The following is a 24792-nucleotide window of genomic DNA, read 5'->3' as shown; positions in this document are numbered from 1 at the left end:
GCGTATCAGTCGCGCTGCGCGCCTTTCTCAAGGCGCCACACCACTTTCTGCAGCCAGTTCTCCTGGCGCGCATCCAGATTCAGGAATACGGCGCCCACGTGGCTCATCGGCGGTTCGCCGGTCAGCGACACGTGCCTGGGCGCCTCGTCTTCTGGTGTTCCCGGCTGGATCATCGGCTGGCCCGAAATCGGGTAGACGTTGCGCACTTCCAGATCGGCGCTGAGCTTGCCCAATTCACCGAAGTCCAGGTGCACGGCTTCCATCACCGTGCCGCGCTCGGGCAGCACTGGCACTGCCAGTCCGACCCGCAGGCCCACGCCATCGACCGACAGGTCGCGCACTGTGAAGCTGTAGGGCTTTTCTTTGGGCGCCGGTTGCCAGCTGGCCTGGCACAAGTTGGCGCTGCCGGCCAGCGATGCGCGAAACATCTTGCGCCGCTGGATGCGGGCGAGCCGATCGGGAAAGGGCGACACCAACGCCGCGCTGCCGTCGTCGAATTGAATCACCTCTGGCCGCTGCACGCGGAACCTGATTTGCACGCCGCCGTAAGCAGTGGCGTGAAAATGGAAAGTGGTGCCGCTCAATAGGCCCATGCTGTCGGACTGCTCGAAGTCGGCGCCCGCGTAGTCGCGGGGCCGCCAGAAGAACTGGCGGGTGTGCTTGTCCGCGCCCAGGACAAGCACGGCCATCTCGCGGTCGGCGGCATCGCGCACGAGGATGTGGCTGTCGGGGTGCGTCAGTTCAAACAAGGCTGAGCGCATGTCTTCCGGCCGGGTCAGCAGGAATTCCGGGTCGCTGGCATCCAACACGATGGTGGTCCTTAGAGAGTGAGGTCAGGCGGGTGGCGCGGCTTCGGGAAGCTCGCGCGATTCCAGGCGATAGAGCCAGGCCAGCAATTCTGCCACTGCTACGTACAGTTGGGGGGGAATATGTGCGTCCAGGTCCACCTGCATGAGCAACCCGACGAGTTCGCGGGACTCGTGCACGTACAAGCCGTTTTCTTCGGCGGCACGGACGATGGTGTCGGCCAACTGGCCGTAGCCCTTGGCGACGACGCGCGGAGCGCCGTCCTTGTCGTCATACGAAATGGCGACTGCCGCGTTGCGATTGGCGTTGCGGCCGTTGTCCTCGGCGTAGGAGGTGGTGCTCATCAGAGGTCGTTCGGGTCGATGGCGCGGGGTTCCGTCACGCTGACCGCCAGGTTGCTCAGGGTCAGGCCTGCGGCGAGGAGACGCGATCGCAGTTGGTCGGACGAGTCATTGATCTCGGCGGCCGCCAGGGGCGCAACCAGTTGCAGGACGATCTGGTCGCCGGCCAGGTTCAGCCGGGCGTCCACCAGGCCAAGCCGGGGCAGATCCAGCTTCAGGCGCGTAGCCCAGGTGGGCGTGGCCGAATCGGGATCGCCGCCGTAAGGGTCGCGTTCTACTTCCCATTCCATCGGGGTGCCCGGCCAGGCTTCGCCTTGCCAGGTCAGCGACTGGTTGGCCAGCACGTCCAGCTGCTGACGCACCAGCACCGTCAGGTCCTGGTGGATGCCGGTGATCGGCGCACCCGGTGCCGAGGTGGAGGACGATCCGGCGCCGGAGGGCGCATCCGCGCCGCCGCCTGCGCGTCCCGAGGCAGGGGCCTCCGGCCGGGCGCGTGTCGTCATGGTGTTCTGCGGGATGTCGTCTTTGCTCAGTTTGGCCTGGGGCTCGTTCTGCAGCGACGACGGGCTGAGTCGCCCGAAGACCATGTTCGTCAGATGCGATTCGTAGAACAGGCCGCTGGTTTGCAGGGCCTGGCGCAATGCCTGGCCCAGCAAACGGGCGGACGGGCCGCTTGCCGCCTGCGAGGCGTGAGCAGCGGCATCGGCGCCGCGGGCGGCGTTGGCGTCCGCCGGGCCGGCGGGTCGCGCAAGCTTGGTAGCTGCGGCGGTATCCGCGGCGGTGGCGAGGCTGGCTGCGGCCGCAGGCTGGGCCGGCGCCGGCGTCGCGGCAGGCGTGGGTTGGCCCGCAGTCGCTGCGGCCTGCTGTCCGGACGGGGTTTGACCAGCGGTTTGGCCCGGCGCGCCGTTGGCGTTCCAAAGCGGGGCGCGCCCCTGCACGGCAGGCGCGGCCTCGGGATACTGGGCCAGCAAGGCAAGAATCGTCCGGGCGGTTGTGCCCAGCGTGGTCGGGGCCGACGCAGTAGTGTCGCTGCTGGTGACGAGTCCACGGGCAGCCAGCGCCAGGGCGGCGGCGGTCTTGGCGTCGACAACAGTATTCTGGCGGTCGCCTCGGGCGCCGCCAGTCTGTATGCCTTGCCGGGAATCGCGGGTGGAGCCATCCGACGAGCCAGGCTTATCCAAGCCTCCGGGCTGGCTGACCGCGTCCGGCCGTGCGCCGGAGACCTGATTGGCGGTAGCGGCGGACATCGTCGTGCCAAGCACGGCGTCCAACCGCTGCACCAGGACGTTGCCGAGTGCGGCGGGACCTACGCTCATTCTTCAGGCGCCTGGTTACCGTAGGCCGACAGCAGCGTCTGCTGGCGCTTCATGCGTCCCAGCAGTTCGCCCAGTCGGGCCAGTTGCGGCAGCGCGAGGTCGCGCGTCAGCGCGTCGTTCTCCAGGATGCGCACAAGCAAGTCATATTTCATGGCGCGCGCGGCGTCATCCAGCGGAACCGTGCGTTCAGTCATGCGCAGGCGCTCGACCTGCTCGCAATATTGTTGCCCATGGACCATCGCGGCATCCCAGTCGCCGGCTTGGGCGGCTGCAAGCATTTCGCCCGTGATGAAGGCGATTTCCTGGTAGCGTTCCAGGATGGGAGTGGTGGGCTGGGTAAGGGACGTCATGGAAATCTCGGGCGTTTGCTGGCGGGCTGGGTTCGTTTGCGCCGTGCCATCAAGGCTGCGTGCCGCCGACAGGGCGGTCGATGGAAGTCTGCCAAGCCTCGGCCAGATCCGCCAACAGGCGGTCGGCAATTTCAAGCTGCTCGGGGTCTGCCTTGAGATTCGCCATCAAAAGCGTACGGACGATGTAATCGTAGAGGCGGGCGAGATTCTCAGCGATCTCGCCGCCTGCCTCCATGTTCAGTCCGGTCTTCAGGCCCTCGTCGACGATCTTGATCGCCTTGGAAATGGCCGCGCCGCGCTCCGTCACCCTGGCTTCCTGCATGTGAATGCGGGCCTGCCCGATCGCTGCGCGGGCGCCAAGGTACAGCAGGGAAATCAGCCGTTCCGGGCTGGCGCCCAAGATCTGCGTTTCCAGGCCGATATCGGCGTAGGAGCGGACAGAATGCGAGCCAGTGGGACGGCGAGCGGCGTAAGTCATTAATGCATCTTCTATAAATTACTTGGATTTGGCTAATGCCGCGAACTGTTGGGTCAGGTAGTTGGCGGTCACCGTCTGCTGCGACACGAACTTGTCCAGCGCAACGAACTGGGCGCGCATGGCGGCCATGGAGGCGACGCTGGAAGCGGTGGCACGCGCCAGTTGGTCCTTCACGTCCTTGATCGACTCGTTCAGGCCGTCCTTGCGGATCTGGATCGAACCGTTGCTGCCAAGAATCGCCTTGGAGGCATTGTCGAACTTGGCGGCAAGGCCGTCGGCCGAGGTCATGATGCGTTTGACGTCGGCCGGGTTGGAAGTCAACGCCTTGTCGAGTTTGGTCTGATCCAGCTTCAACACGCCGGTCTTGGGGTCGGTCGTAATGCCCAGATCGCCCAGCGAACGCATGCTGCCTTCCTGGGTGACCACTTGCAGGGCGTTCGACATCGCCGACTGGATGCCGCGCGCCGTGCCGTCGCCCGTCAAGGCCTGGTTCGTCTGTGCGGTAACGTCAAAGGCGGTGTACTTCGTGATCGTCGATTGCAGCGAGTTGTAGGCGGCAACGAAATCCTGCACTGCCTTGCTGGCCACCGACGTATCGCTTTGCAGCTTCAGGGTGACGGTCTTGCCGGGTTCGGTCTTGGCCGTCAGATTCAGTGTGACGCCGTCGATCGCCGTCGAAATGTTGTTGCTGCTGCTCTTGACGGTAATGCCGTTGATTTCGACTTCCGCATCCGTGGCGGCGGTCTGTTGCACCAGCTTGTCGGTCGGGCTGTTGTTGTAGCTCAGGATGTCCTGGAGCGACTGGCTGCCGGTCACCGTGATGGTCTTCACCGAAGCCTGTTCGCCGGTGTCCTTGGCGCTCAGCATCAGATAGCTTGCGCCATCGCCGTCGGTGATGATGGTGGCGCGCACACCCGCCTTGTCATCTGCGTTGATGGCCTTCGCGATACCGTTCAGCGACGTATCGCCCGACACGTCGATCGTGCGCTTGGTGCCATCGGTCAATTCGATTTCGAACGAACCGGTCGCGCCGTTGGTGGCGGTCCGGTCGGCCACGACACCCGATTGCAGGGTCTGGGCGGTCGCCAGCTTCTTCACGTTGATAGCATATTCGCCCACCGTCGCACCATCTTCACCGATGGTCGCGGTCAGGCCGTCGCCGACCACATTGGGTTTCACGGCATCCAGCGTCGACGATTTGCCGAGGGCGGCGGCAGCCTTCTGCAAGGCCTCCACGGCGCTCTGCACTTGGCCGTACGCACTCACGCGAGCCTCGTAACTGGCTTGGCGATTGGTGAACAGACTCAGCTTTTTGTCCTCGGCGGCCTGAAGATCCGTCAGGATCTTTTCCAGGGGCAAACCGGTGGTCGAGCCGAGGTTAGTGATGGAAGCCATGTGAAATTCCTTTCTTGCGAAGCGATTCTGTCAAAAATACGGTGCCGGCGATTGGCCGGGTAAGGGCATAAGGCGGGCCTAATTCGGTGCTTCTCTCACAGATTGGCGCCAAAATAAGCGATAAACGCCGTTTTAAGGGGCGTATCAAGCTGTGGTTTTGATGCCATTGCCTTGCATGTTCACGATCATTTTGGCGATTTTCAGCACCGTTTCGCTGGGGATGGTGCGAAGTACGTCACCGGTTTCCGCATCCACCACCGACACGACGACCTGATGTACGTTGGGATCGATCTCAAACTGAAGTTGCGTGGACCAGGCCTTCATCTGATCGTTGATTTCGTCCAGCGCCTTGTCCAAGGGCAGCTTCTGCGAGTCTGATTGGTCCGACGTGGCGCTGTCGGAAGCGCCGCTATTGGTCGTTGCGGCGGCGGGCGTGACGCTCACGGCCGGTTCGGCCACGACGTGCGCCTGCGTCATCGCAGCAGGTGCGTACGTAGCGGGTGCTAAGGGGGTTACGGCCATGATCACTCCAGCGGCGATGTGGGCGTCTCGGAGGAACGCGCTGTTTTCAGGGAATTCTCAGCTACCATAACGGCATGCCCGCAGGGAACTTTAGCCCTCGGCGAGGCAGATGTTTCACGTGCTAAATAGTTCGGATCGGGCAATGAGTGTCAAGACGGCGCTGCGAGTTATCGAAATCATCGAAACCTTTGCCCGCGAAAAACGCGCGCTGCCCTTGTCGGAGCTGGCCCGGCTGCTGGACGTTCCGGTTTCCAGTTGCCTGGCGCTGATCCGCACCCTGACCGGCCTGGGCTACCTGTACGAAACCGGGCGGCGCCAGGGCTACTACCCCACGGGCCGCCTATTGGCGATGGCCCAGCGCATTGCCCGGGCCGACCCCGTTCTGGACCGGGTCTACCCCAGCCTCGTCGAATTAAGGGACGCCACGCGCGAGACCGTGGTGTTTGCCAAGCTGACGAAGGACGGACGCGTGGTCTACCTGGATGTGCTGGATTCCCCACATACCATCCGATATGCGCCCGTTGCGGGTGAGTTCAAAGACGTTCATGCCAACTCGTTGGGCAAGGCGTTGATGTCGCTGATGGACGAACCCGCGCGCGAGATGATGCTGGCGGGCATGGCAATGACCCGCTATAACGAGCGCACGCTTGTCACCCCGCAAGCGCTGCAGGACGATATCCAGCGGTCGCGTCAGCGGGGCTGGTTCATGAACAGCGGAGAATCCATCGCGGACGTGGGCGCGATCGCCTGGCCGGTCACCCTGTCGGGCGAGCACTATGCGATCTCGGTGGGCGGCCCGATCTACCGGATCGAGCCGCAGCAGGAAGCCTATGCGCGGATCCTGCGGGCGGCCTGCACCGGGCTGGAACAGCAGGCCTGAGGCGCCGCCGCGCCAGGCGGCGCGGCACAGACGGCGTCAGTACGACTTTGGCAGCCCCAGCACCTTTTCCGCGATGAAGCACATGATCAGCTGCGGGCTGACCGGTGCAATCCGCGGGATGAAGCTCTCGCGCAGCAAGCGCTCCACGTGGTATTCCTTGGCGTAGCCCATGCCGCCCAGCGTCATCACGGCGGTCTGGCAAGCGTTGTAGCCGGCCTCGGCCGCCAGGTACTTGGCGGTGTTGGCGTAGGGCCCGCAAGGCTGGCCCGCGTCGTACAGGCTGGCGGCCTTGAATACCATCAGGTCGGCCGCCTCCAACTGCATCCAGGCCTGGGCAAGCGGGTGCTGGATGCCCTGGTTCTGTCCGATGGGGCGGCCGAACACGGTGCGCTCGCCGGCGTACTTCACCGCCCGGTCCAGCGCGGCGCGGCCGATGCCCACCGCTTCGGCGGCGATCAGGATGCGTTCCGGGTTCAGGCCATGCAGGATGTATTCAAAGCCACGGCCTTCCTCGCCGATGCGGTCGGCCACCGGAATGCGCAAACCGTCGATGAACAGCATGTTCGAGTCCACGGCCTTGCGGCCCATTTTCTCAATCTCCCGCACTTCGATCTTCTCACGGTCCAGATCGGTATAGAACAGCGACAGCCCCTGAGTGGGCTTGTCCACCTCGGACAGCGGCGTGGTGCGCGCCAGCAGCAGCATCTTGTTGGCGACCTGCGCCGTCGAGATCCAGATCTTGCGGCCATGCACCACATACTCGTCGCCCTGGCGGACGGCCCGCGTGGACAGCTTGGTGGTGTCCAGCCCGGCGTCCGGCTCGGTCACGGCGAAGCAGGCCTTCTCGCGGCCGGCGATCAGCGGCTCCAGCCATCGCGCACGCTGCTCGTCGCTGCCGAACACGACGACCGGGTTCAGGCCGAAGATATTCATATGGACGGCGGACGCACCGGTAAACCCCGCGCCAGAGGCCGCGATGGTCTGCATCATCAGTGCGGCTTCGGTCATGCCCAGTCCGGCGCCGCCGTATTCCTGCGGCATGGCGATGCCCAGCCAGCCGTCGCGCGCCAGGTCGGCGTGCAGCGGCTCGGGAAAGCCGCCTTCGCGGTCGCGTTCCAGCCAGTATTCATCGGGGTAACGGTCGCAAATGCGCGCAACGGCGTCACGCAGCGCCAATTGATCGGGGGTGAAGGCAAAGTCCATCAGTTATTTCCATCTTGGGTAATGCCGCGGTCGACCAGGGCGTCGATCCGGGCGGCGTCATAGCCGGCTTGCTCCAGCACTTCGCGGCTGTGTTCGCCCAGCCTGGGGGCGTGCCGGCGCAGGGCCGTGGGCGTGCCCTGGTATTGGCCTAGCGGAGCGGTCGTGCGTATCCGGCCTTCGGAGGGGTGGTCCATTTCGCGGATGAACCCGGTGGCCGCCAGATGCTCGTCCTGCAGCAGCCCGTCCACCGTGTACAACTGGGACGCGGGGATGTCCGCGCGCGCCAGATCGTCCAGCCATGCCTGGCTCGGGCGCGTGCTGATCACCTCCGCCACAAAGGCGTAGACCTCGCTGATATGCGCGGCCCGCGCCCCATGCGTGCAGAAACGAGGATCTTGCTCAAGCTCCGGCCGGCCGATCAGACCGAAGAAGTTGCGCCAGTGCTTATCGTTGTAGATCAGCAGGCAGATGTAGCCGTCGGCTGTGGCGTAAGGCCGGCGATGTGGCGCCAGCAGGCGCGCGTAGCCGGTCGGGCCCAGCGGCGGCTCGAAGGTGGCGCCGCCCAGATGGTCGCCCAGCACCAGGTGCGCCATGCCTTCGAACATGGGGATCTCGACCTGTTGGCCGCGTCCCGTCGTCCTGGCGTGCAGCACCGCCGACACCAGGGCAATGCCCACGTGCAGGCCCACGGCACGGTCCGCCAGCGTCAGCGGGGCATAACGCGGCACGTCGCCGCTTTGCTGGGCCGACAGCGCGGCGATGCCGGTCTGGCCCTGGATCAGGTCGTCGTAGGCGGGCCGTCCGGCGTACGGGCCGGCCTCGCCGAAACCGTAGGCGCCCAGGTAGACGATGCGCGGGTTGCGCGCGGCCACCGCTTCATACGACAAGCCCAGGCGGGCCATCGCCTGCGGCCGGATGTTGTAGAGCAGGGCGTCGCAGCTTTCGGCCAGTTTCAGGCAGGCGTCCAGGCCCTCGGGCGTCTTCAGGTCCAGCACGATGGACCGCTTGTTGCGGTTCAGGTGCAGGTACAGGTGGCCCATGCCGGGGTTGCGCATGGGGCCGACGGCCCGCATGTTGTCGCCCGAGGGCGGTTCCACCTTGATCACGTCGGCGCCCAGGTCGGCCAGGATCTGCGTGGCGTAGGGGCCCATCACGACCGAACTCAGGTCCAGGATGCGCACGCCGGTCAGCGGGCCGGCGCCGGATGTCGTCTCAGAGGGGATGCGCTGCGTCATTGCTGTTCGATTCCCGCGTCGCGGATCAGCTTGCCCCACAGGTCGCGTTGTTCGCTGACGAACTGCGCAAACGCCTCGGGCGTGCTGGAGAAGGCGTCGAAGCCCAGGCCGGCCAGGCGCTTCTTCACTTCCGGTTTGGCCACGACCTGGTTGATGGCGGCGTTCAGTTTGGCCACGACGTCAGGCGGCAGTCCGGCCGGGCCGAAGTAGCCGTTCCAGGAATTCAGGTCGAAGTCCTTCACGCCGGACTCAGCCATGGACGGCAGGTCCGGCACGATGGCGCTGCGTTCGGCGGTGGACACGGCCAGCGCGCGCAACTGGCCCGATTGCACGAAGGGCAGGCCGGAAGCCAGGTCGGTGAACATGAAGTCCACCTGCCCGCCGACCACATCGGTCAGGCCTTGAGGCGTGCCCTTGTAAGGCACGTGCAGGATGTCGATCTTGGCGCGGTCGGCCAGCGTGGCGCCAGCGACGATGCCGGTGCTGTTGCCGCTGGCATAGGTGATGCGTCCCGGGTTCTTCTTGGCGTCCGCCACCAGGTCGGCGACATTCTTCCAGGGGCGCTTCGGATTCGCGACCAGGATGAAAGGCAGGTTGCCGCCGCGCGCGATGGGGGTGAAGTCCTTGACCGGATCGTAGGGCACGTTCTTCATCAGCCAGGGGGCGGCCGAGTGCGACGTGTTGGTGGTGACGAAAAGGGTGTAGCCGTCAGGCTTGGCGCGCGCCACGTAGCTGGCTGCGATGGTGGCGTTGGCGCCGGGTTTGTTCTCGACGACGATCTGCTGGCCCAGGATGGCCGACAGTTCGGATCCGAATATCCGGCCGACGGCGTCGGTGCCCGAACCGGCCGGGAAAGGCACGATCAGGGTGATGGGTTTGTTGGGATAGTCGGCGGCGCGGGTGGCGGGGGCCGCCATCACGGCCGCTGCGCCAATCAGCGCGGCGCCCAGCAGGCTCAGGTTTCGCATGGTTTGTCTCCAGTTTTTGTGGGGTCAAGCGCGGCTCTTTGTCCGCTGCCTGTCGCTGCGCCGTCAGGCGGCAGGGGGTGATGCCGGGAAATCGCGGATCACGCGATCGGGGGATTCTTCATAAGGCGGCGTGTAGATCACCAGCAGGCGGGCGGGTTCGTCGCTGGTCACGGTGAAGACGTGCGGGATGTCGGGCGGGAAATAGCAGCAGTCCCCCGGGCCCATGTCGGCCCATTCGTCCTGCACCTGGGCGCGTGCCGTGCCCGAAATCAGATAACAGACCTGTTCGATGCCGGGGTGGGCATGGGGCAGGGCGCCTTTGCCCTTGTCGATGACACCTAGCAGAACTTCCACGCCGCGAGCACCGACCGTCTCGGGGCTGATCAGCCGGCGATTGAGCGTGCCGGTGTGGTTGGCGGGGTGGTAGCCCGGAACGTCGGCCTCGCGGACCAGCCAGTTGGGGGTTTTCGGTTGCGTCATGGTCATCCATTTAAATTCTCATACATAAATTTATTTTCACGTATGAAAAAAACATCGGCAAGCGCTTTTTCGCCCGAGATACCGTGCCGCGCCCTAGGGGATTAGGGAAAACACCGTGCGCGGACTGCTAAAATCCAAGGCTGATCTCACTTCGCGACCCCGCCATGTCCCCTGTTCGTCCGCCTGACGCCTCCGCCACCCTGTCCAATTGGCTGCAGTACCTGGAGTCCATCCACGCCACTGCGATCGACATGGGCCTGGACCGCGTCCGCGAAGTGGCTGCGCGCATGGGGCTGGAATTGTCCGGCGTGAAATTCGTCGTTGGCGGGACCAACGGCAAGGGTTCCACCTGTGCCATGCTGGAAGCCATCTTGCTGGCGGCCGGCTACAAGGTCGGGCTGTATACCTCCCCGCACCTGATCGACTTCAACGAACGTGCCCGCGTCAATGGCCAGATCGCTTCCGACGCTGCCCTGATCGAGCAGTTCCAGGCCGTGGAAGCCGCCCGCGGCGAGGTCTCGCTGACGTACTTCGAATTCACCACGCTGGCCATCCTGCGCCTGTTCTCGCAATCGCGCCTGGACGCCGTCGTGCTGGAAGTGGGCCTGGGTGGCCGCCTGGACGCCGTCAACATCGTGGACGCCGATTGCTCCATCGTCACCAGCGTCGACCTCGACCATACCGACTGGCTGGGTGACACCCGTGAAAAAATCGGCTTCGAAAAGGCCCATATCTACCGCGCCGGCCGCCCCGCCATCTGCAGCGACCCCGTGCCGCCGCAATCGCTCCTGGACCACGTCGAGCAGATCGGCGCCGACCTCTGGCTGTTCGGGCGCGATTACAACTATTCCGGCGATCGCCAGCAGTGGGCGTACGGCGGCCGTGAACAGCGCCGCAGCGCGCTGGCCTATCCGGCCCTGCGCGGCGCCAATCAATTGCTGAACGCCTCGGCCGCGCTGGCCGCGCTGGAATCCGTGCGAGACCGCCTCCCGGTGCAACAGCAGGCCGTGCGGCTGGGCCTGCTGCAGGCCTCGCTGCCGGGCCGTTTCCAGATCCTGCCGGGCCAGCCTTCGGTGATCCTGGACGTGGCGCACAATCCGCATGCTGCGGCCGTGTTGGCGCAGAACCTGGACAACATGGGGTTCCATCCGTATACCCACGCGGTCTTCGGCATGCTGAACGACAAGGACTTGGCGGGCGTGGTGGCCAAGTTGGGCACCCGTATCGACCACTGGTATTGCGCCGGCCTGCCCGGGCCGCGCGGAACCGCCGGCCAGGCGCTGGCCGAGCAGGTAGCCGCGGCGCTACCGCCGTCGCCCGCCGGGGCCGAAAGTCCCAGCATCGCGGCCTATGCGGATCCCGCGCAGGCCTACGCTGCGGCGCGCGAACGGGCGGGCGAGAATGATAGAATCGTGGTGTTCGGGTCGTTTCTCACCGTGGCCTCGGTTTTGCAGGCTCTGGGTCGCAAGGCATAGGCAAATCGGGTCTTGGCGGCCCGCCGCCATATTGCCGCAAGGCGCCGCAAGGAATTCTCTTCCATGGGTTTTTTCAAACGCAAAGATCCTGCCGATCAGGCGCAGTCCTCCAAACGGGCGGCAGTGCCTAGCGAGGTGCAGGCTGCGGAGCTGCGCGGCCGCGCGCGGCGCAGGTTGGCAGGCGCCGTCGCCCTGGTGCTGGCGGCTGTCATCATTCTTCCCATGGTGCTTGATTCGCAGCCCGTGCCGGTTGCCGACAACATTCCCATCCGCGTGCCGGAACGCAATACGCCGTTCCAGCCGCAGGTAAGCGAGCCGCAGGCCACCGCGCCTGCCACGCCGGAGTCTGGCACCCCGGGTGCGGCCCCCACGGATCCTGCCGCTGTCCCGACGCCGCCGCCCGTCACGTCGGTGCCGCCCGTGGCCGTTGCGCCGACGACCCCGCCGGCCGCGCAAGTGACGCCGCCGCCGGCTACGCCGCCCAAGCCCGAAGTCAAGCCGAAGCCTGAACCCAAGCCGGAACCGAAGCCGGCCACGGCGCCCAAGCCCGACACGCGTTCGGACGACGGCGCACGCGCCCTGGCTCTGCTGGAAGGCCGTTCCGCGCCGGCTGCCGCCGCCCCGGCGCCCAAGCCCGCCGCCGCCAAAGGCAACTTCGTCCTGCAGATCGCGGCCTACACGACATCGGAAGACGCCCAGTCGCGCCGCACCAAGCTGCATCAGGCGGGCGTCACCAACGCATTTGTGGAACAAGCCTCCATCGGAGGCAAACAGCAGTACCGTCTGCGCGTGGGGCCGTTCCCTTCGCGCGAGGCGGCGCAGGCGGCCCAGGCGCGTTTGCGCACCTTGGGCTATGACAATGGTTTCATCGCCGCGCAATAGTGACCGGCTTCGACTTCGTCGTGCTGGCCATCCTGGCGGTCTCGGGTGTGCTGGGCCTGGTGCGCGGCCTGCTCAAAGAGGTGCTGTCGCTGGTCGCCTATCTGCTGGCCTTCGTGGCCGCGATATGGTGGGGCCCTACGGTCTACACGTGGCTGGAGCCCTATATTGAAACGACGCTGCTGCGCATGGGAGTCTCATACGCCGTGGTGTTCATCCTTGTGCTGCTCGGTGTGGGTTTGGTCAACATGACGCTCTCCGCCTTGATCCGCAGTACCGGACTCAGCCCCGCCGATCACGGCCTGGGCGGCATGTTCGGGCTGGCCCGTGGTCTGGTGATCGTCCTGGCGCTGGTCGCCGCCGCCGGGTACACGCCGCTGCCCCATGAGCCGTGGTGGAAGGACGCCATGTTTTCGCATTCGGCCATCGAGGCCATCAAACATATCAAAACGTGGCTGCCGCCGTCTTTGGCGACATGGCTGCCGTATTGATTAGCTTCAAATCAACCAGGAAATCTCACCATGTGTGGAATCGTAGGGGTCATCGGGCGCGGGCCGGTCAACCAGCTGCTCTATGACAGCTTGCTGTTGTTGCAGCATCGCGGGCAGGACGCCGCGGGCATCGCGACGTCGCAAGGCAACCAATTCAATATGTACAAGGCTCACGGCCTGGTGCGCGACGTCTTCCGTACGCGCAACATGCGCTCGCTGCCGGGTACGTCTGGCGTCGGCCAGGTCCGCTATCCCACCGCGGGCTCCAGCGCCAGCGAGGAAGAGGCCCAGCCGTTCTACGTCAACGCCCCGTTCGGCATCATGTTCGCCCACAACGGCAACCTGACCAACTGGCGCGAACTGCGCGAATCGCTCTATCGGGTCGATCGCCGACACATCAACACCAACTCGGATTCCGAAGTGCTGCTGAACGTGCTGGCGCACGAGCTGCAATCATCGGCCAATGGCGTGTCGCTTGATGACGACGCCATCTTCCGCGCGGTGTCGGCCGTGCACAAGCGCGTGCGTGGCGCCTACGCCGTCGTGGCGCAGATTTCCGGCTACGGCCTGCTGGCCTTCCGCGACCCCAACGGCATCCGTCCGTTGTGTATCGGCCGCATGGAAACCGACGAAGGCACCGAATGGATGGTGGCGTCGGAATCCGTGGCGCTGGAAGGCAGCGGTTTCGTCTTCGTGCGCGATGTCGATCCGGGCGAAGCCGTGTTCATCGACCTGGACGGCCGCTTCGTCAGCCGCCAGTGCGCTGACAATCCGCAACTGGTGCCTTGCATTTTCGAATACGTGTACTTTGCGCGTCCGGATTCGCTGATCGATGGCGTGTCGGTCTACGACGCCCGCCTGCGCATGGGCGAATACCTGGCCGACAAGGTTGCGCGCAACATGCGCCTGGGCGATATCGACGTCGTCATGCCGATCCCGGATTCATCGCGTCCTGCCGCCATGCAATTGGCTGCCCGCCTGAACCTGGACTACCGCGAAGGGCTCATCAAGAACCGCTACGTGGGCCGTACGTTCATCATGCCGGGCCAGGCCGTGCGCCGTAAGTCCGTGCGCCAGAAGCTCAATGCCATCGGCATGGAATTCAAGGGCAAGAACGTGCTGCTGGTCGATGATTCCATCGTCCGCGGCACGACCAGCCGCGAAATCGTCGACATGGCGCGCGCCGCCGGCGCCAACAAGGTGTATTTCGCCTCGGCTGCGCCTCCGGTCCGCTTCCCCAACGTGTACGGCATCGACATGCCCACGCAGTCGGAACTGATCGCCACCGGCCGCTCCGACGAGGAAATCGCCCGCGCCATCGGCGCCGACTCGCTGATCTACCAGGACTTGGCAGACATGCAGCAATCGGTGCGTGACCTGAACCCCAAGATGTCGCGTTTCGAAGCCTCGTGCTTCGACGGTGAATATGTCACCGGCGACATTACCGCCGAATACCTGGCCCGCCTGGGCCAGTCGCGCGCGGAGCCGGGCCAGGACGAAGGCGCCAGCGGCCTGCAGTTCAATATGGGTTACGCCGCTAACGACGCCTGATCCGTTACTGTCAGGCTGATTGAAAATGCCGTCCCTAGGGACGGCATTTTTTTCGCCAGGCCGTTTACCCCTTCGCCTCCCAGAGGGTTTCCCGCGTCGCCTCCAGATGCGTCAGATACAGGCGCAGGTCGAATTCGTATTGGTGGTAGTGCGGTTCCATCCGCAGGCACATGTTGTAGAAGGCCTTGTTGTGGTCCTTCTCTTTCAGGTGCGCCAGCTCATGCACCGTGATCATCTTCAGGAACTCGGTAGGCACCGTCTTGAACAGCGTCGCCACGCGGATCTCGTGCTTGGCGCGCAGCTTGCCGCCTTGCACCCGCGAAATGTACGTGTGCTGCCCCAGCGCATGCTGGATCACGTGGATCTTGCTGTCGTAGGCAACCTTGTTGATCAGGTCGCCATTGCGCATATAGGTGTTCTTCAAGTCCGTCACGTACTCATACAGCGCGCGGTCGGTGCGTATGGCATGGGGACCATCCGGGTAGCGCGACAGCAGTGCGGCGCCCAGTTTGCCTTGGTCTAGCAGTTTCTGGGCCTGGAGCAGCAGGGTTTCCGGGTAGCCGGTCAGGTATTTCAAAATGATCTGCGCGAGGCGCGCCGCTTACTGGGAGCGGCTGCGCCCGAAGACGACAGGCAGCGCCGTGAAGAACAGGATCACGAACAGCGCCAGGCTCCACAGGGCGTACTCGATACCCAGCACCGGCACCTTGGCGTCCATGCAGGTGGCGAAGATGCCGAACAGCCAGGGAATCGCGCCTTCCAGGCCGATGCCGGTCATGAAGCGGTCGGCAAAGGTCTGGTCGCAGGACAGCATGTTGGCGGCGACGCTGTATTGATACCAGGCCGCGGCCACGCCACCAACGGACAGCAAGGCCGCCAGCGCCGCGGCGATGCGCGTCAACGCCCGCCCGCCGCCGAAGCCGCCGATCAGGGCGATTACGCCGATCACCAGGTAAATCAGGCGCTGCATGACGCACCAGGCGCAGGGCGGCATGTCGAAGACGTGCTGGGAGACGAGGGCCACGCCCACCGCGCCGAAGCAGAATAAGGCGATCAGGCGAAGCAGGCGTTCAGAACGAGTAGTCATTGTTGTTGCGGATTCGGGTTGGTCGGGGCGGGATCCATGTCCAGCCAGGCTCAGGGCTTAGGCCTTGGGAATCGGAATTGGTTGCATGACTTGCGTCAGCACGCCAAGCATCAGGTCGCGCGCGCCTTCCCAGAAGATCTGTACGCCCAGGCACAGCATGATGAATGCGGACAGCCGCATGAACACGGCGGTGCCGTTGTCGCCCAGGCGGTGCAGCATCTGGGCGGCAAAGCGCAGGCAGATATAGAGCGTCAGCGACACGGCGATGATGCCCGGAATCGAGCCACCCAGCCGTACCAGGCTTAGCACGTGGTTCTGGTCGCGCAGCGAAACGCCCACGGTGATGGCCGCGGCGATCGAGCCGGGGCCGCAACTGATGGGGAAGGTCAGCGGATAGAAGGCGCGGGCCTTGGCCATTTCCGGGGTAAAGGATTCGGCCATGCGCGCCACGCGTTCGGTATCGGCGTCAGGGGAGTTCACCAGTCGCCAGGCGCTGGCAATCACCAGCATCCCGCCGCCGACGCGCACGATGGATAGCGAAATGCCAAAGAAGCTCAGCAGCACGTTGCCGGCCACCATGGCCACGATCAGCATCAGGCAAACGTTGATCGCCACCCGCTTGGCCAGCACCATCCGCGTGGAGGATGAGGCGCCTTCCGTCAGCGACAGGAAGATCGGCGCGATGGCCGGCGGGTTCAAAAAGGGCAGGAGCGTGGCCAGCGCGAAGAAAAAGCTGCCACCGAAAACGCGCAAATAGTCATTGAGCTGCATGGAGCGGGCGTCGCCTGGCCGAAAACCCGGATTGTATGCGGTCCGGGGTGGTCTGGCGATGCCTTGCGGCGCGATCAGGCGACGCGCTGCTGCGCCTCTTCGCCGGCCAGCGCGTCCAGGACGTCGCGTTCGAACTGCATCTGGCTGCGGGGGCGCGCCAGCGCCGAGCCGTCCACAATGAACACGTCCTCCACGCGGTCGCCCAAGGTCATGATCTTGGCCATCAGCAGGTTGACCTCGTGCTGGGCAAACACGCGCGCCAGCGCGTGCAGCAGGCCGGGGCGGTCAGTCGCGGTGACTGACAGGCGCCACGAGGTGCTGCGCTCGTCGGGCTGCAATTCGGCTTGCGGCATGACGGGAAACACCCGGGATACCCGGGATTGCCGGCTGCGGCCGAAATAGCCGCCGCGGCTGGGCTGCGTCTGGGCGGCCGCGTGCGGGTCTTTCAGGCGTTCCGCCAATTCATGCTCGACCAGCGTGGCTTGCGCGCGCAGGTCGCTGGCGCCTTCCGGCAGCAGTACGATGAAGCTGTCCAACGCCCAGCCGTGCCGCGTGGTGTGGATCCGCGCGTCCTGAATGGATAGGCTCTTGGCGTCGAAATAGCCGCAAATAGCCACGAACAGATCGGGCGCGTCGCGGGTATAGACCATGATCTGCAGGCCTTCCCCTTGCTCGGTCGGGCGGGCCTTGACGACTGCCTGCGCGGGCGCGACCTGGTGATACAGGTGGCGCGTGTGCCAGGCGATGTCCGAGGCGTCGTGACGCAGGAAATAGGCCACGTCCAGCTGGTTCCAGAAGGCCTCGCGGGCATCGTCGCGCAAGCCGACCAGCCGGGTCAGGCGGGCGGCTTCTTCCTTGCGTTCCGTCAGCACGGTATGGGCGTCGGCATGGGCGCCGCCCAGGGCTGCCAGCGTCAGCTTGTACAGGTCTTCCAGCAGCTTGCCCTTCCAGGCGTTCCAGACTTTGGGGCTGGTGCCGCGGATGTCGGCTACCGTCAGCAGGTAAAGCGCCGTCAGATGGCGTTCGTCTTTGACGGTGGCGGCAAATTCCTGCACCACGGCCGGGTCCGACAGGTCGCGCTTTTGCGCGACGGCCGACATCAGCAGATGCTGGCGCACCAGGAACTCCGCCAGCTTGGCGTCCTCGGGATCCATGCCATGGTCTTGCGCAAACTTGCGCACTTCGCGAGCGCCAAGCTCGGAGTGATCGCCGCCGCGGCCCTTGGCGATGTCATGGAACAGCGCCGCCACATACAGCACCCAGTGCCGGTCCAGGCCCGCGATCAACTGACTGGCCAGGGGATATTCCTGAGCGTGCTCGGGCATCGTGAAGCGGCGCAGGTTGCGCACGACCGCCAGAGTGTGCTGGTCCACCGTATAGGCATGGAACAGGTCGTGCTGCATCTGGCCCACGATGCGGCGGAACACCGGTAGGTAGCGCGGCAGGATGTTCAGCATGGTCATGCGCCGCAATTCGTGCACGATGCCGCGCGGCTGCTGCAGGATCTGCAGGAACAGCTTGCGGTTGACCGGGTTGCGGCGGAACTGCGCGTCGATGCGGTGGCGCGAATGCCAGATGGCCCGCAGCGTGCGGGCCGACATGCCTGTGAGCTCAGGGTGCTGCTGCATCACCAGGAAGGCGCGCAGCAGCAGTGTGGGATTGCGTTCGAAACCGTCGTCCCGAATGATGTCCAGGCGGTCGCGCAGATTGCGAAAATCATCGTCGATGTCGCGCGCATCGCTGTCGGGGCGCGGGAACAGGCGTTCTTCGATGTTCTGTACCAGGATGCCGTTCAACTGCGTGACCAGGCGCGCCGCCCAGTAGTAGCGCTGCATCAGCAATTCGCTGCCGCGCCGCGTGGCGGTGGCATGAATGCCATAGACCTCGGCCAGCGCTGGCTGCAGGTCGAACAGCACGCGGTCTTCGCGGCGGTTCGACAGCAGGTGCAGTTCGATGCGCAGGCGCTTGAAAGCCTGTTCGGCCTTGCGCAGGTCGCGTGCCTCTGACGAGGTCAGCAGGCCCGCCTGGGCCACCGACCGCCAGCTGTCGCCGAAGCCCGCCGCGCGCGCCATCCACAGGATGACCTGCAGGTCGCGCAAGCCCCCCGGCGACTCTTTGCAGTTCGGCTCCAACGCATAGGGCGTGTCGTGATAGCGGGCGTGCCGTTGCTGCATCTCCACGCGCTTGGCGCGGAAAAAGGCGCGCGGGTCCAGCCGGGATTTGGTCGCGGCGTCGAACTTCTTCATCAGAGAGCGGCTGCCGGCCAGCCAGCGCGATTCCAGCAGTGCGGTTTCCACCGTGATGTCGGCGTCGGCCTCGCGTTCGCAGTCTTCGATGGTCCGCACGCTGTGGCCGGGCTCCAGGCCCAGGTCCCACAACGACGCCACCAGTCGTTCGATGGCGGATTCGTCTTCACGTGTCGGGACGTGCGGCAGCAGGATGAGCAGGTCGACGTCGGAATGCGGAAAGAGTTCGCCGCGGCCATAGCCGCCCACGGCCGCCAGCGTGGCGCCCGCTGGCAGCGGGCAATGCTTGACCAGGTCGCGCAGGGCGGCATCCACGATGCGGCGCAGCTCGGACAACAAAGTGTCCGGCCGTTCGTGTTCCCGGAACTGGGCCACCGCGGCCCGCCGGGATTGCTGGATGCGTTCACGCAGGGAACTCAGGATTTCGGCAGTCATGGCGGCGGGCGGCAGGGCCTCAGACGGCGGGAATGACGATGGGCTCGGTAATGAAAGCAGGCGGGGGCGGCATGCCGGGCGACAGGGTCAGGACTTCGTAACCGGTGTCAGTCACGCAGACAGCATGCTCCCATTGCGCCGACAGGCTGTGATCGCGGGTGACAACCGTCCAGCCGTCGGACAACTGGCGGATCTCGCGGCGGCCGGCGTTGATCATGGGTTCAATGGTGAACAGCATGCCCGTCACCAATTTCACTCCCGTGCCGGGTTTGCCGTAATGCAACACTTGGGGATCTTCATGGAAACGCTGGCCGATGCCGTGCCCGCAGAACTCGCGCACCACGGAAAAACCGTTCGATTCGGCGTGCTTCTGAATCGCGTTACCCACATCGCCCAATGTGGCCCCGTTTTTCACCTGCTGGATGCCTTTCCACATGCACTCAAAAGTGATGTCGGTCAGGCGGCGCGACAGGATGGATTGCTCGCCCACGGCGTACATGCGGCTCGTGTCGCCAAACCAGCCGTCCTTGATGATGGTGACGTCGATGTTCAGCGAATCGCCGTTCTTCAGCACCTTGTCGCCGGGAATGCCGTGGCAGACCTGGTGATTCACGGACGTACAGATGGCGCCCGTGAAGGGGGGGTAGCCGGGCGGGGCGTAGCCCACGGTGGCGGACTTCACTTTCAGGACGTCAGTCAGGTATTCCAGGCAAAGACGGTCCAGCTCCCCGGTTGTTACACCCGGCTTCACGTAGGGGGTGATGAAATCGAGGACTTTGGCGGCGTCCTGGCAGGCGGCGCGCATCTTGGCCAGGTCGGCCGGGTTGGTAATTGTGCCCATGAAGTAACTTGACGATCTCTCGCTTGAATGTCTGCTTGAAAGAATAGTAGAATTATAGGCTTCCCTAAAATTTTGGGGGAAGCTCGGCTGTGGCGGGGTAGCAATGCCAGTCACTGCCGATAGTTGTAAATCGGGTAACGGCAAGAGTCGATCCCGGCGGAAGGTTAGGCTTTTGAAGCCGCTTTCTCAAGGCCGCAGTTGGCCCAAACGATCCTGACGTGTGATCGGCAACAAGCCCTGAAGTTTCACCGCAAGCGAAGGTTGTGGAGCGAAATCGGGCAAGTTGTCAGGTTCTGAAAGGGTTGGGTGGGGCGGCGTCGGTCATGGGACAGGCGGGTAAAAGGGCTGTATCGAAGCCGGGGCACGGCGTACTTGCAAACCTGGCCACGTTTTAGAGCGGCGATGCAGGTTCGGTATGGACGTCGGATTAAGTTCTTGAAAACCTTCGGGTTTTTTTAAGAAATGCCCCGATGGTCTGATGCGCGGGTTGGCGTTGAGCTGATGCGCGAAGAGCTGGATTTCGCTGCCAACAAAACAAGTCCGGGGTGCGCTGAGCGGGAAACCGCCGGAAACTTCCAGGAATCTCCTGGAGTGTCCGGGTCAGCGCCAGGCAGGTGTGCGGTGCAAGGCTCTCGTCGTGACGGCCGTCTGGGTTTATCGCGGCAGCGTAGTTTGTTTATTGCGGCAGTGATCGGTCGGCCCGGTTAAAATTTTGTCCATCCCGCGTGTTGCGGGAAATCGCGCGCAACACCACCCAGGGTGTCAGCCAGATGCTGATGCAGGTGCGGCGCAAGAAATCAACCCTTGGAGAATTACATGTCTTTGATGCGCGAAATGCTGGAAGCGGGTGTCCACTTTGGTCACCAAACCCGTTACTGGAACCCCAAGATGGCTCAGTACATCTTCGGTCACCGTAACAAGATTCACATCATCAACCTGGAAAAGACGGTTGATAAGTACCAGGAAGCCACCAAGTTCGTGAAGCAGCTGGCTGCTCGCGGCGGCAACATCCTGTTCGTCGGCACCAAGCGCGCTGCACGCGACCTGGTTGCTTCCGAAGCTGCCCGTTGCGGCATGCCCTACGTCGACGCCCGCTGGCTCGGCGGCATGCTGACCAACTTCAAGACGGTCAAGACCTCGGTCAAGCGCCTGAAGGACATGGAAGTCATCGTCGCCGACGGCGGCGCTGAGCGCATGATCAAGAAGGAAGGTCTGCTGTTCCAACGCGAACTGGACAAGCTGAACAAGTCGATCGGCGGCATCAAGGACATGAACGGCTTGCCCGATGCCATGTTCGTCATCGACGTCGGCTACCACAAGATCGCCATCGCTGAAGCCAAGACCCTGGGCATCCCCGTGGTCGCCGTGGTTGACACCAACCACTCGCCCGACGGCATCGACTACGTCATCCCCGGCAACGATGACTCGGCCAAGGCCATCGCGCTGTACGCCAAGGGCATCGCCGACGCCGTGCTGGAAGGCCGCGAACAGAACCTGAACGGTCTGGTCGAAGAGCAGGGTGAAGGTCAGGAAGAGTTCGTCGAAGTGCAGGACAACCAGGCCTAAAGCCTGCTGTCATGTCCGGCGGTTAGTGTCTGGGAGCGGCTCTGAACAAGGTCCGCTCCCGCCTCGCCGGCACTGCGAAGGTGGGCTCCCATCTTCCGAACCCGTAATCGCGGGCGTCCCATCGAATCAAATCACTGCCCCGGCGAGCCGGGGCGTGTCTTAGCAAAATTGGAGCAAACATGGCTGAAATTACCGCTGCCCTGGTCAAGGAACTGCGCGAGAAGACCGACGCGCCCATGATGGAGTGCAAGAAGGCCCTGACGGAAGCCGAAGGCGACCTGGTTCGCGCCGAGGAAATCCTGCGCGTCAAGCTGGGCAACAAGGCCAGCAAGGCTGCTGCCCGCGTCACCGCCGAGGGCCTGATCGGTCTGTTCATCTCCGCCGACGCCAAGCAAGGCGCCGTGATCGAAATCAACTGCGAAACCGACTTCGTCGCCAAGAACGACGACTTCGTTGGCTTCGTGAACAAGCTGGCTGAATTGGTCGCCACGCAGAACCCGGCCGACGTGGCCGCTCTGTCGGCACTGCCGTTTGGCGACAGCACGGTTGAAACGACCCGCACCGCCCTGATCGGCAAGATCGGCGAGAACATCTCGATCCGCCGCTTCGAGCGCATCCAGACCCCGAACTCGCTGGCCAGCTACGTGCACGGCGGCAAGATCGGTGTGCTGGTGGAATACACCGGCGCCGAAGAAGTGGGCAAGGACCTGGCGATGCACATCGCCGCCACCAAGCCCAAGGCCCTGAACGCCGACGGCGTGAACCCGGCCGACATCGCCGCCGAGCGCTCGGTGGCCGAACAGAAGGCCGCCGAGTCGGGCAAGCCCGCCGAAATCGTCGCCAAGATGGTTGAAGGTTCGGTTGCCAAGTTCCTGAAGGAAGTGACCCTGTTGTCGCAGCCGTTCGTCAAGAGCGACAAGCACACGGTCGAGCAGCACCTGAAGGAAAAGGGCGCTTCGATCAGCAAGTTCGTGCTGTTCGTTGTCGGCGAAGGTATCGAGAAGAAGACCAGCGACTTCGCCGCTGAGGTTGCCGCAGCCGCCGCCGGCGCAGCCTGACCTCGGGGTAGTGCTTAAAGGCCGGCACTAGATTAAATTCTAGTCCGGCCTTTTTCGCCGCAGGCCGTCCCAAAGCGCAGGTCGCCGAGGGGCAGCAAACCCGAGTAGCGGGTGCGGTGTTGGGGGTCTCCCCCATTCTTGTCTTACACTTTCGTCGGATTGTTCTTCGGGATATCACCTATGAGCAGCAGAGCATACAAACGGGTTCTTCTCAAACTTTCCGGCGAGGCGCTGATGGGCGATGATGCATTTGGCATCAATCGCGCCACCATCGTCCGCATGACCGATGAGATCGCTGAGGTCGCCGCCACGGGCGTCGAACTGGCCATCGTCATCGGCGGAGGTAATATTTTCCGTGGCGTCGCCCCGGGTGCGCAGGGCATGGACCGCGCCACCGCCGACTACATGGGCATGATGGCCACCATCATGAACGCGCTGGCGCTGCAAGACGCGCTCAAGCACAAGGGTATCGACACCCGCGTACAATCCGCCCTGAACATCGATCAGGTCGTTGAGCCCTACATCCGCCCGAAGGCCTTGCGTTACCTCGAAGAGGGCAAGGTAGTCATCTTCGCCGCGGGTACCGGCAACCCCTTCTTCACCACCGATACGGCCGCCGCCCTGCGCGGTGCTGAAATCGGCGCTGAGATCGTGTTGAAGGCCACCAAAGTGGACGGCATCTATAGCGCGGATCCCAACAAGGATCCCACCGCTACGCGTTATGCGCGCATCAGCTTCGATGAAGCGATCGTTCGCCGTCTGGAAGTCATGGACGCCACCGCGTTCGCGCTGTGCCGTGACCAGAAACTGCCGATCAAAGTGTTTTCGATCAATAAGTCCGGCGCGCTCAAGCGAGTCGTCAGCGGCGAAGACGAAGGCACGTTGGTACACGTTTAAAGAAAAGGAAATTCCATGAGCGCCGCAGAAATTCGCAAATCCGCCGAAGACAGGATGTCCAAGTCGCTTGATACCCTCAAGATCAACTTGGGCAAGATCCGTACGGGCCGCGCCCATACCGGCATCCTGGATCACGTGCAGGTCGAGTATTACGGTTCGCCGGTTCCGGTCGGGCAGGTCGCCAACGTGAACCTCGTGGACGCCCGCACCCTGAGCGTGCAGCCCTACGAAAAGCAAATGTCTGGCCCGATCGAAAAGGCCATCCGCGAATCGGATCTGGGCCTGAACCCGATCTCGATGGGCGACACCATCCGCGTGCCGATGCCGGCCCTGACGGAAGAGCGCCGCCGCGACCTGACCAAGGTCGTGCGCAGCGAAGGCGAAGATGCCAAGATCGCCGTGCGCAACCTGCGCCGCGAAGCAAACGAAGCATTGAAGAAACTGGTCAAGGACAAGGAAATCTCCGAGGACGACGAGCGTCGTTCGCAGGACGATGTCCAAAAGCTGACCGATCGCGCCGTGGCCGACATCGACAAGATGGTCGTCCAGAAAGAAGCGGAAATCATGACCGTATAATTCTGGATCGCCCTGGAGCCAAGCAGCTTGACCGTTTGGCTCCGGCGTCAGGATTTCTTGCCTATGCGCCGTCCTTTCCATTGCCCCGCAGCACCGTTATGCAGCAGCGATGGAACGACGGCGCAGGTTTTTCTCCCGCATTTTTGATTTCGCCGGTCTACCGCGCATTTTCCGATCCATGGCAACCAGTTCGACCCAGGCGGTTCCCGATACTCGCGACATCCCCGAGCATGTCGCCATCATCATGGATGGCAATGGCCGGTGGGCGACGCGTCGGTTGCTTCCCCGCACGGCCGGACACGCCAAGGGCGTGCAGGCGGTGCGCCGCGTCGTCGAGGCCTGCGGCCGCGCCGGCGTGCGCTACCTGACCTTGTTCGCGTTCAGTTCCGAGAACTGGCGCCGGCCCGCCGAAGAAGTGTCGCTGCTGATGCGCCTGTTCGTGCAGGCGCTGGAGCGGGAGATCGGCAAGCTCGAAGAGCAGGGCGTGCGCCTGCATGTGATCGGCGACCTGAGCGCGTTCGAGCCTCGCTTGCGGGAGCTCATCGTCGCGGCCCAGGCCCGCACGGCTCACAATGACCGTCTGCACCTGACGGTGGCTGCCAACTACGGTGGCCGCTGGGACATCCTGCAGGCCACCCGCGCCATGCTGGCGGCCGAGCCGGCGCTTGCCACCCGCCCCGAGCTGGTGGACGAAGAGCGCTTGGCCAAGCACCTGTCCATGTCCTGGGCGCCCGAGCCCGACCTGTTCATCCGCACCGGCGGTGAGCAGCGTATTTCCAATTTCCTGATCTGGCAGATGGCCTACGCGGAGTTCTACTTCACGGATCGCTATTGGCCGGATTTCGGCGCCGCGGAGCTGCAGGCGGCTTTTGACTGGTATCGCACCCGCGAACGGCGCTTTGGCCGCACCAGCGCGCAAGTCAGCGAAAACGGCGCGCAATAAG

Annotated in this window: 26 protein-coding genes; 10 read left to right on the top strand and 16 right to left on the bottom strand. The window is 64.1% G+C overall.

Annotated features, from left to right (window positions below; all coding sequences use genetic code 11):
* Nucleotides 1-5 precede the first annotated feature (5 nt).
* The 7 genes from AC3WMU_RS09215 to AC3WMU_RS09185 all read right to left on the bottom strand — a co-directional run bounded on the left by AC3WMU_RS09215 (nucleotide 6) and on the right by AC3WMU_RS09185 (nucleotide 5209).
* Entirely contained in the window at nucleotides 6-806 is an 801-nt protein-coding gene (locus tag AC3WMU_RS09215) for a flagellar brake protein (RefSeq protein WP_006223463.1), read from the bottom strand.
* Between the two features lie 27 nt (nucleotides 807-833).
* Nucleotides 834-1151 carry an EscU/YscU/HrcU family type III secretion system export apparatus switch protein gene (locus tag AC3WMU_RS09210; protein WP_492282208.1) on the bottom strand — a complete coding sequence of 106 codons (318 nt, stop codon included), beginning with the start codon at nucleotides 1149-1151 and terminating at the stop codon, nucleotides 834-836.
* A complete protein-coding gene (fliK, locus tag AC3WMU_RS09205; RefSeq protein WP_006223461.1) occupies nucleotides 1151-2464 on the bottom strand; it encodes a flagellar hook-length control protein FliK in 1314 nt (437 codons plus the stop codon). The genes AC3WMU_RS09210 and fliK overlap by 1 nt, the downstream gene beginning before the upstream one ends.
* A complete protein-coding gene (locus AC3WMU_RS09200) occupies nucleotides 2461-2814 on the bottom strand; it encodes a flagellar protein FliT (RefSeq protein WP_315131119.1) in 354 nt (117 codons plus the stop codon). Before AC3WMU_RS09200 ends, fliK begins: the two co-directional genes overlap by 4 nt.
* 49 nt (nucleotides 2815-2863) lie before the next feature.
* Nucleotides 2864-3292, bottom strand: a complete 429-nt coding sequence (fliS, locus tag AC3WMU_RS09195; RefSeq protein WP_315131117.1) for a flagellar export chaperone FliS — start codon at nucleotides 3290-3292, stop codon at nucleotides 2864-2866.
* An 18-nt stretch (nucleotides 3293-3310) separates the two neighbouring features.
* Nucleotides 3311-4687: a flagellar filament capping protein FliD gene (gene fliD, locus AC3WMU_RS09190; protein WP_315131114.1), complete on the bottom strand. Its 1377-nt coding sequence runs from the start codon at nucleotides 4685-4687 to the stop codon at nucleotides 3311-3313.
* Between the two features lie 144 nt (nucleotides 4688-4831).
* Nucleotides 4832-5209: a flagellar protein FlaG gene (locus AC3WMU_RS09185; protein WP_035212609.1), complete on the bottom strand. Its 378-nt coding sequence runs from the start codon at nucleotides 5207-5209 to the stop codon at nucleotides 4832-4834.
* Between the two features lie 142 nt (nucleotides 5210-5351).
* Here AC3WMU_RS09185 and AC3WMU_RS09180 point away from each other — a divergent pair, with 142 nt between their 5' ends.
* The gene (locus tag AC3WMU_RS09180) at nucleotides 5352-6089 is read left to right on the top strand and encodes an IclR family transcriptional regulator (protein ID WP_492282207.1); all 738 of its coding nucleotides are present in this window, start codon (nucleotides 5352-5354) and stop codon (nucleotides 6087-6089) included.
* A gap of 36 nt (nucleotides 6090-6125) precedes the next feature.
* Here AC3WMU_RS09180 and AC3WMU_RS09175 read toward each other — a convergent pair whose 3' ends face one another.
* From AC3WMU_RS09175 to AC3WMU_RS09160, 4 genes are all read right to left on the bottom strand, one after another.
* The gene (locus AC3WMU_RS09175) at nucleotides 6126-7292 is read right to left on the bottom strand and encodes an acyl-CoA dehydrogenase family protein (protein ID WP_006223455.1); all 1167 of its coding nucleotides are present in this window, start codon (nucleotides 7290-7292) and stop codon (nucleotides 6126-6128) included.
* Nucleotides 7292-8527, bottom strand: a complete 1236-nt coding sequence (locus AC3WMU_RS09170) for a CaiB/BaiF CoA transferase family protein (RefSeq protein ID WP_006223454.1) — start codon at nucleotides 8525-8527, stop codon at nucleotides 7292-7294. Before AC3WMU_RS09170 ends, AC3WMU_RS09175 begins: the two co-directional genes overlap by 1 nt.
* A complete protein-coding gene (locus AC3WMU_RS09165) occupies nucleotides 8524-9495 on the bottom strand; it encodes a Bug family tripartite tricarboxylate transporter substrate binding protein (protein WP_424626024.1) in 972 nt (323 codons plus the stop codon). The genes AC3WMU_RS09170 and AC3WMU_RS09165 overlap by 4 nt, the downstream gene beginning before the upstream one ends.
* A gap of 63 nt (nucleotides 9496-9558) precedes the next feature.
* Nucleotides 9559-9975, bottom strand: coding sequence for a cupin domain-containing protein (locus AC3WMU_RS09160; protein WP_035212692.1), 417 nt, complete (start codon nucleotides 9973-9975; stop codon nucleotides 9559-9561).
* Between the two features lie 164 nt (nucleotides 9976-10139).
* Here AC3WMU_RS09160 and folC point away from each other — a divergent pair, with 164 nt between their 5' ends.
* The 4 genes from folC to purF all read left to right on the top strand — a co-directional run bounded on the left by folC (nucleotide 10140) and on the right by purF (nucleotide 14371).
* A complete protein-coding gene (gene folC / locus AC3WMU_RS09155; RefSeq protein WP_424626023.1) occupies nucleotides 10140-11450 on the top strand; it encodes a bifunctional tetrahydrofolate synthase/dihydrofolate synthase in 1311 nt (436 codons plus the stop codon).
* A 63-nt stretch (nucleotides 11451-11513) separates the two neighbouring features.
* Nucleotides 11514-12332, top strand: a complete 819-nt coding sequence (locus tag AC3WMU_RS09150) for an SPOR domain-containing protein (RefSeq protein ID WP_006223450.1) — start codon at nucleotides 11514-11516, stop codon at nucleotides 12330-12332.
* Nucleotides 12332-12820 carry a CvpA family protein gene (locus AC3WMU_RS09145; RefSeq protein ID WP_492282206.1) on the top strand — a complete coding sequence of 163 codons (489 nt, stop codon included), beginning with the start codon at nucleotides 12332-12334 and terminating at the stop codon, nucleotides 12818-12820. Before AC3WMU_RS09150 ends, AC3WMU_RS09145 begins: the two co-directional genes overlap by 1 nt.
* Before the next feature lie 30 nt (nucleotides 12821-12850).
* The gene (purF, locus tag AC3WMU_RS09140) at nucleotides 12851-14371 is read left to right on the top strand and encodes an amidophosphoribosyltransferase (protein WP_006223448.1); all 1521 of its coding nucleotides are present in this window, start codon (nucleotides 12851-12853) and stop codon (nucleotides 14369-14371) included.
* 64 nt (nucleotides 14372-14435) lie between these two features.
* On the opposite strand, the gene AC3WMU_RS09135 is transcribed toward purF, so the two are convergent.
* From AC3WMU_RS09135 to map, 5 genes are all read right to left on the bottom strand, one after another.
* The gene (locus tag AC3WMU_RS09135; protein WP_492282205.1) at nucleotides 14436-14948 is read right to left on the bottom strand and encodes a M48 metallopeptidase family protein; all 513 of its coding nucleotides are present in this window, start codon (nucleotides 14946-14948) and stop codon (nucleotides 14436-14438) included.
* A gap of 24 nt (nucleotides 14949-14972) precedes the next feature.
* Nucleotides 14973-15458: a disulfide bond formation protein B gene (locus AC3WMU_RS09130; RefSeq protein WP_454676732.1), complete on the bottom strand. Its 486-nt coding sequence runs from the start codon at nucleotides 15456-15458 to the stop codon at nucleotides 14973-14975.
* Nucleotides 15459-15515: 57 nt separating this feature from the next.
* Nucleotides 15516-16229, bottom strand: a complete 714-nt coding sequence (locus AC3WMU_RS09125; protein ID WP_006223445.1) for a MarC family protein — start codon at nucleotides 16227-16229, stop codon at nucleotides 15516-15518.
* Nucleotides 16230-16303: 74 nt separating this feature from the next.
* Nucleotides 16304-18910 carry a [protein-PII] uridylyltransferase gene (locus AC3WMU_RS09120; protein WP_006223444.1) on the bottom strand — a complete coding sequence of 869 codons (2607 nt, stop codon included), beginning with the start codon at nucleotides 18908-18910 and terminating at the stop codon, nucleotides 16304-16306.
* 19 nt (nucleotides 18911-18929) lie between these two features.
* Entirely contained in the window at nucleotides 18930-19751 is an 822-nt protein-coding gene (gene map, locus AC3WMU_RS09115; RefSeq protein WP_492282204.1) for a type I methionyl aminopeptidase, read from the bottom strand.
* An 816-nt stretch (nucleotides 19752-20567) separates the two neighbouring features.
* Between map and rpsB the strand changes: the two genes are divergently transcribed.
* From rpsB to uppS, 5 genes are all read left to right on the top strand, one after another.
* A complete protein-coding gene (gene rpsB, locus AC3WMU_RS09110) occupies nucleotides 20568-21317 on the top strand; it encodes a 30S ribosomal protein S2 (protein ID WP_006223442.1) in 750 nt (249 codons plus the stop codon).
* Between the two features lie 179 nt (nucleotides 21318-21496).
* The gene (gene tsf / locus AC3WMU_RS09105; RefSeq protein WP_006223441.1) at nucleotides 21497-22375 is read left to right on the top strand and encodes a translation elongation factor Ts; all 879 of its coding nucleotides are present in this window, start codon (nucleotides 21497-21499) and stop codon (nucleotides 22373-22375) included.
* Between the two features lie 180 nt (nucleotides 22376-22555).
* On the top strand, nucleotides 22556-23272 hold the full coding sequence (gene pyrH, locus AC3WMU_RS09100) for a UMP kinase (RefSeq protein ID WP_006223440.1): 717 nt from the start codon (nucleotides 22556-22558) through the stop codon (nucleotides 23270-23272).
* A gap of 15 nt (nucleotides 23273-23287) precedes the next feature.
* Entirely contained in the window at nucleotides 23288-23848 is a 561-nt protein-coding gene (frr, locus tag AC3WMU_RS09095; protein WP_006223439.1) for a ribosome recycling factor, read from the top strand.
* Between the two features lie 178 nt (nucleotides 23849-24026).
* Nucleotides 24027-24791 carry a polyprenyl diphosphate synthase gene (gene uppS / locus AC3WMU_RS09090; protein WP_006223438.1) on the top strand — a complete coding sequence of 255 codons (765 nt, stop codon included), beginning with the start codon at nucleotides 24027-24029 and terminating at the stop codon, nucleotides 24789-24791.
* The last annotated feature ends 1 nt before the right edge of the window (nucleotide 24792 follow it).

Source organism: Achromobacter sp. FW305-C-13 (genome assembly GCF_058783475.1).
This window is presented reverse-complemented; position numbering and strand designations above follow the sequence as displayed.

What these genes read in the sequence shown, in the direction of transcription:
- frr (WP_006223439.1), top strand. Translation starts at nt 23,288, where the DNA reads ATGAGCGCCGCAGAAATTCGCAAATCCGCCGAAGACAGGATGTCCAAG.
- AC3WMU_RS09185 (WP_035212609.1), bottom strand. Translation starts at nt 5,209, where the DNA reads ATGGCCGTAACCCCCTTAGCACCCGCTACGTACGCACCTGCTGCGATG.
- pyrH (WP_006223440.1), top strand. Translation starts at nt 22,556, where the DNA reads ATGAGCAGCAGAGCATACAAACGGGTTCTTCTCAAACTTTCCGGCGAG.
- AC3WMU_RS09210 (WP_492282208.1), bottom strand. Translation starts at nt 1,151, where the DNA reads ATGAGCACCACCTCCTACGCCGAGGACAACGGCCGCAACGCCAATCGC.
- AC3WMU_RS09160 (WP_035212692.1), bottom strand. Translation starts at nt 9,975, where the DNA reads ATGACGCAACCGAAAACCCCCAACTGGCTGGTCCGCGAGGCCGACGTT.
- tsf (WP_006223441.1), top strand. Translation starts at nt 21,497, where the DNA reads ATGGCTGAAATTACCGCTGCCCTGGTCAAGGAACTGCGCGAGAAGACC.
- map (WP_492282204.1), bottom strand. Translation starts at nt 19,751, where the DNA reads ATGGGCACAATTACCAACCCGGCCGACCTGGCCAAGATGCGCGCCGCC.
- AC3WMU_RS09125 (WP_006223445.1), bottom strand. Translation starts at nt 16,229, where the DNA reads ATGCAGCTCAATGACTATTTGCGCGTTTTCGGTGGCAGCTTTTTCTTC.
- AC3WMU_RS09180 (WP_492282207.1), top strand. Translation starts at nt 5,352, where the DNA reads ATGAGTGTCAAGACGGCGCTGCGAGTTATCGAAATCATCGAAACCTTT.
- AC3WMU_RS09175 (WP_006223455.1), bottom strand. Translation starts at nt 7,292, where the DNA reads ATGGACTTTGCCTTCACCCCCGATCAATTGGCGCTGCGTGACGCCGTT.
- AC3WMU_RS09150 (WP_006223450.1), top strand. Translation starts at nt 11,514, where the DNA reads ATGGGTTTTTTCAAACGCAAAGATCCTGCCGATCAGGCGCAGTCCTCC.
- fliS (WP_315131117.1), bottom strand. Translation starts at nt 3,292, where the DNA reads ATGACTTACGCCGCTCGCCGTCCCACTGGCTCGCATTCTGTCCGCTCC.
- folC (WP_424626023.1), top strand. Translation starts at nt 10,140, where the DNA reads ATGTCCCCTGTTCGTCCGCCTGACGCCTCCGCCACCCTGTCCAATTGG.
- AC3WMU_RS09200 (WP_315131119.1), bottom strand. Translation starts at nt 2,814, where the DNA reads ATGACGTCCCTTACCCAGCCCACCACTCCCATCCTGGAACGCTACCAG.
- rpsB (WP_006223442.1), top strand. Translation starts at nt 20,568, where the DNA reads ATGTCTTTGATGCGCGAAATGCTGGAAGCGGGTGTCCACTTTGGTCAC.
- AC3WMU_RS09120 (WP_006223444.1), bottom strand. Translation starts at nt 18,910, where the DNA reads ATGACTGCCGAAATCCTGAGTTCCCTGCGTGAACGCATCCAGCAATCC.
- fliK (WP_006223461.1), bottom strand. Translation starts at nt 2,464, where the DNA reads ATGAGCGTAGGTCCCGCCGCACTCGGCAACGTCCTGGTGCAGCGGTTG.
- uppS (WP_006223438.1), top strand. Translation starts at nt 24,027, where the DNA reads ATGGCAACCAGTTCGACCCAGGCGGTTCCCGATACTCGCGACATCCCC.
- fliD (WP_315131114.1), bottom strand. Translation starts at nt 4,687, where the DNA reads ATGGCTTCCATCACTAACCTCGGCTCGACCACCGGTTTGCCCCTGGAA.
- AC3WMU_RS09130 (WP_454676732.1), bottom strand. Translation starts at nt 15,458, where the DNA reads ATGACTACTCGTTCTGAACGCCTGCTTCGCCTGATCGCCTTATTCTGC.
- AC3WMU_RS09170 (WP_006223454.1), bottom strand. Translation starts at nt 8,527, where the DNA reads ATGACGCAGCGCATCCCCTCTGAGACGACATCCGGCGCCGGCCCGCTG.
- AC3WMU_RS09165 (WP_424626024.1), bottom strand. Translation starts at nt 9,495, where the DNA reads ATGCGAAACCTGAGCCTGCTGGGCGCCGCGCTGATTGGCGCAGCGGCC.
- purF (WP_006223448.1), top strand. Translation starts at nt 12,851, where the DNA reads ATGTGTGGAATCGTAGGGGTCATCGGGCGCGGGCCGGTCAACCAGCTG.